This is a genomic window from Polaromonas sp. P1_E1_2, assembly GCF_056406035.1.
In genome coordinates, this window is the sequence record NZ_JBFUAZ010000419.1 from 1 (window position 1) to 3,853 (window position 3,853).

A 3,853-nucleotide genomic window follows, 5' to 3' on the forward strand; every position below is an offset into this window, starting at 1 on the left:
GATGAATTCCCGGAGTTGCAGCAGGGCGGCCGCCCGGTCGTCGGTATCTGGGGCCGTAAAACCACCTTGGGGCATGCGCTGCATGACCATGACAGGGTTGAGGTCTACCGCGGTCTTCGGGTGGATCCAAAGGTTGCGCGCCGCGAACGTTTCAGCCGGCAGGGCGCCAAAAGCGCGGGGCTGTTCGCTAAAAAAAGAGCGGGGGCGAAAGCCGGATACTAGCCGTGGCCGCCAGCGATGTTTGGCGAACACCGCAGAAGCTGTTTGTTATTTGCAGCTGCTATCAATGGCTTCCTGGACGCGCTTGACTTCGGCTGCGCGCTTCGTATCGTCCATACCTTCCCGTTCACCTTTGCCATTGACGGCAGTGATGCGTACGCCCGATTGCAATGTCGCCATGTTGCGCTTTGCATTGTCACAATTTTCGGCCTTGGCTTTGGCTATTTTCTCTTCTTCGGCCTTCTTCTTGGCGGCTTCTTCTGTCTCAGCCTGCTTCTTCTTGGCCTCAAGGTCCTTGTCCTTGCCGGACAACAGTCTGGGCGCGCTGGCTTTACCTGCTGGCGCAGACGCTGCCGGGGCAGCCGGATCGGCTGCGCTGGGAGCGGGATCAGCGGCTGCTGCCGTTCGCGCCATGCCACCTGGTCGCTTCAGGATGTTTTTTTCCAGAATGTCGGCGGGCGGCGAACGGTCGCTATAGACCTTGCGCCCGTCTTTATCGATCCACTGCCATTGGGCGAACGCTGTCAGCGAAAATGACCCGCAGGCGAGCGCCAGCAGGAGGGGGCGAAAAACGGATTGGAAGTGCATTTCGTGAGTGTAGCGCTGTGCTGTCCGGTTTTCGTGTGGCCGGCGGGTAAAGCGGCTTTTTTACAACCACTTGGCAGACAGGGACGAAGGCTGTGAAGGGCTGCTAGGGGTAAGTACCGACGGCGTGTGACGACAAGGGTACAATCGTATTTTTGGAGCCATCCCTATGCGCCTACTCGGCAAAGCGCTCACCTTCGACGACGTATTGTTGGTGCCAGCGTTCTCCCAGGTCCTGCCCAAGGACACTTCACTTTCCACCCAGTTCTCCCGAAATATCCGCCTGAACCTGCCGCTTGTGTCGGCAGCCATGGACACGGTCACCGAAGCCCGGCTGGCCATTGCCATTGCGCAGGAAGGCGGCATCGRCATTGTTCACAAAAACCTGACGCCCCAGCAGCAGGCAGCCGAGGTTGCAAAGGTCAAGCGTTACGAAAGCGGCGTGCTGCGCGACCCGGTGGTCATCACCCCCACGCATACCGTGCGCCAGGTCATGGCGCTCAGCGAGCAACTCGGCATTTCCGGCTTTCCCGTGATTGATGGGGGCAAGGTCGTCGGCATCGTCACCGGGCGCGACATGCGCTTCGAATCCCGCATGGATGTGCCGGTCAGCACCATCATGACACCGCGCGAGCGCCTGATCACCATTTCTGAAACCGCTTCATTGGCCGACGCCAAGGCCTTGTTGAACAAACACCGCCTCGAACGTGTGCTGCTGATTAACGACGATTTCGAGCTCAAGGGCCTGATCACCGTCAAGGACATCACCAAACAGACCACCTTTCCGAATGCCGCGCGTGACTTGCACGGCARGCYGCGCGTGGGTGCCGCTGTCGGGGTGGGTGAGGGCACCGAAGAACGCGTCGAGGCGCTGGTCAAAGCCGGCGTCGACGCCATTGTGGTGGACACCGCCCACGGCCACAGCAAAGGCGTGCTCGACCGGGTGCGCTGGGTCAAGCAGAACTATCCCCAAGTTGATGTGATTGGCGGCAACATCGCCACCGGCGCCGCGGCACTGGCGCTGGTGGAAGCCGGCGCTGACGGCGTCAAGGTCGGCATCGGCCCCGGCAGCATTTGCACCACCCGCATCGTTGCTGGTGTGGGCGTGCCGCAGATCATGGCCATCGACAACGTCGCCACGGCTTTGCGCGGCACCGGCGTTCCGCTGATCGGCGACGGCGGCATCCGCTACAGCGGCGACATCGCCAAGGCCATCGCGGCCGGCGCCAACACGGTGATGATGGGCGGCATGTTCGCCGGCACTGAAGAAGCCCCGGGTGAAGTGATCCTGTTCCAGGGCCGCAGCTACAAGAGCTACCGCGGCATGGGCAGCATAGGCGCCATGCAGCAAGGCAGCGCCGACCGCTACTTCCAGGAGTCAAGCACCGGCAACCCGAACGCCGACAAGCTGGTCCCCGAAGGCATTGAAGGCCGCGTCCCCTACAAAGGCTCCATGGTCGCCATCGTGTTCCAGATGGCCGGCGGCCTGCGGGCCAGCATGGGCTACTGCGGTTGTCCCACCATCGAGGACATGCGTGACAAGGCCGAGTTCGTGGAAATCACTTCTGCAGGCATCCGTGAAAGCCATGTCCACGACGTGCAGATTACCAAGGAAGCGCCGAACTACCGGGCTGATTGAGCCTGAAAGCGGCCTGAGGCGTCTGATGAACCAGACGCCTTTTTCTTTTTTTGCCTTGGAGTAACACCCTCATGCAGCACCAGAAAATACTCATTCTTGATTTCGGCTCCCAGGTCACCCAGCTGATTGCCCGCCGCGTGCGCGATGCTCACGTGTTCTGCGAAGTCCACCCCTGCGACGTCAGCGATGACTGGGTCCGCGAATACGCCAAAGATGGCACGCTCAAGGGCATCATCCTGTCAGGCAGCCATGCCAGCATTTACGAAGAAACCACCGATAAGGCACCGCAAGCGGTGTTTGAGTTGGGCTTGCCGGTGCTGGGCATCTGCTACGGCATGCAAGCCATGGCGCACCAGTTGGGCGGTAAGGTCGAAGGCGGCCACAAGCGCGAATTCGGCTCCGCCGACGTGCGCGCCCGCGGCCACACGGCGCTGCTCAAAGACATTGCCGACTACACCACGCCCGAAGGCCAGGGCATGCTCGATGTCTGGATGAGCCACGGCGACAAGGTCACTGAAATGCCGCCGGGCTTCAAGCTCATGGCCTCCACCGATTCCTGCCCCATTGCGGGCATGGCCGATGAAGACCGCCGTTTCTACGCGGTGCAGTTCCACCCCGAAGTCACCCACACCAAGCAGGGCAACGCCATCCTCAAGCGCTTCGTGCTCGATATTTGCGGCACCCGCCAGGACTGGGTCATKGGCGATTACATCAGCGAGGCGGTCGAGAAAATTCGCGCGCAAGTGGGCGACGAAGAGGTCATTCTGGGCCTCTCCGGTGGTGTTGACTCCTCAGTGGCTGCGGCGCTGATCCACCGCGCTATCGGCGACCAGCTGACCTGCGTGTTCGTCGACCATGGCCTGCTTCGCCTGAACGAGGGCGACATGGTCATGGAGATGTTTGTCGGCAAGCTGCACGCCAACGTGATCCGTGTCGATGCAAGCGACCAGTTCCTCGGCCACCTGGCAGGCGTCAGCGAACCCGAAGCCAAGCGCAAGATCATCGGCCGCGAGTTCGTTGAGGTGTTCAAGGCCGAAGCGGCCCGACTCAAGGCCGGCACCGGCGGCCACAAGGGCGCCAAATGGCTGGCCCAGGGCACGATTTACCCCGACGTGATCGAATCCGGCGGCGCCAAAAGCAAAAAAGCCGTCACCATCAAGAGCCATCACAACGTCGGCGGCCTGCCTGAGCAACTGGGTCTCAAGCTGCTCGAACCTTTGCGCGAGTTGTTCAAGGACGAAGTCCGCGAGCTGGGCGTCGCGCTTGGGTTGCCGCACGACATGGTGTACCGCCATCCGTTTCCCGGCCCCGGCTTGGGCGTGCGCATCCTGGGCGAAGTCAAGAAAGAATATGCAGACCTGCTGCGCCGTGCCGACGCAATCTTCATCGAAGAGCTGCGCAACTTCAAGG

General features: G+C 61.5%; 4 protein-coding genes. 3 read left to right on the forward strand and 1 reads right to left on the reverse strand.

Features of this window, described 5'->3' with window-relative positions:
- Positions 1-222 (forward strand): RnfH family protein (locus AC1D1P_RS17030; protein WP_477673783.1); only part of this gene is annotated, 222 nt, incomplete at its 5' end.
- A 45-nt stretch (positions 223-267) separates the two neighbouring features.
- On the opposite strand, the gene AC1D1P_RS17035 is transcribed toward AC1D1P_RS17030, so the two are convergent.
- Positions 268-807 carry a DUF4124 domain-containing protein gene (locus tag AC1D1P_RS17035; RefSeq protein ID WP_477671644.1) on the reverse strand — a complete coding sequence of 180 codons (540 nt, stop codon included), beginning with the start codon at positions 805-807 and terminating at the stop codon, positions 268-270.
- A 166-nt stretch (positions 808-973) separates the two neighbouring features.
- Between AC1D1P_RS17035 and guaB the strand changes: the two genes are divergently transcribed.
- Together guaB and guaA are read left to right on the forward strand one after the other, a co-directional pair.
- Complete coding sequence (guaB, locus tag AC1D1P_RS17040; RefSeq protein ID WP_477673784.1) at positions 974-2,443, forward strand: IMP dehydrogenase; 1,470 nt, start codon at positions 974-976, stop codon at positions 2,441-2,443.
- A gap of 71 nt (positions 2,444-2,514) precedes the next feature.
- Positions 2,515-3,853 (forward strand): glutamine-hydrolyzing GMP synthase (guaA, locus tag AC1D1P_RS17045; protein ID WP_477673785.1); only part of this gene is annotated, 1,339 nt, incomplete at its 3' end.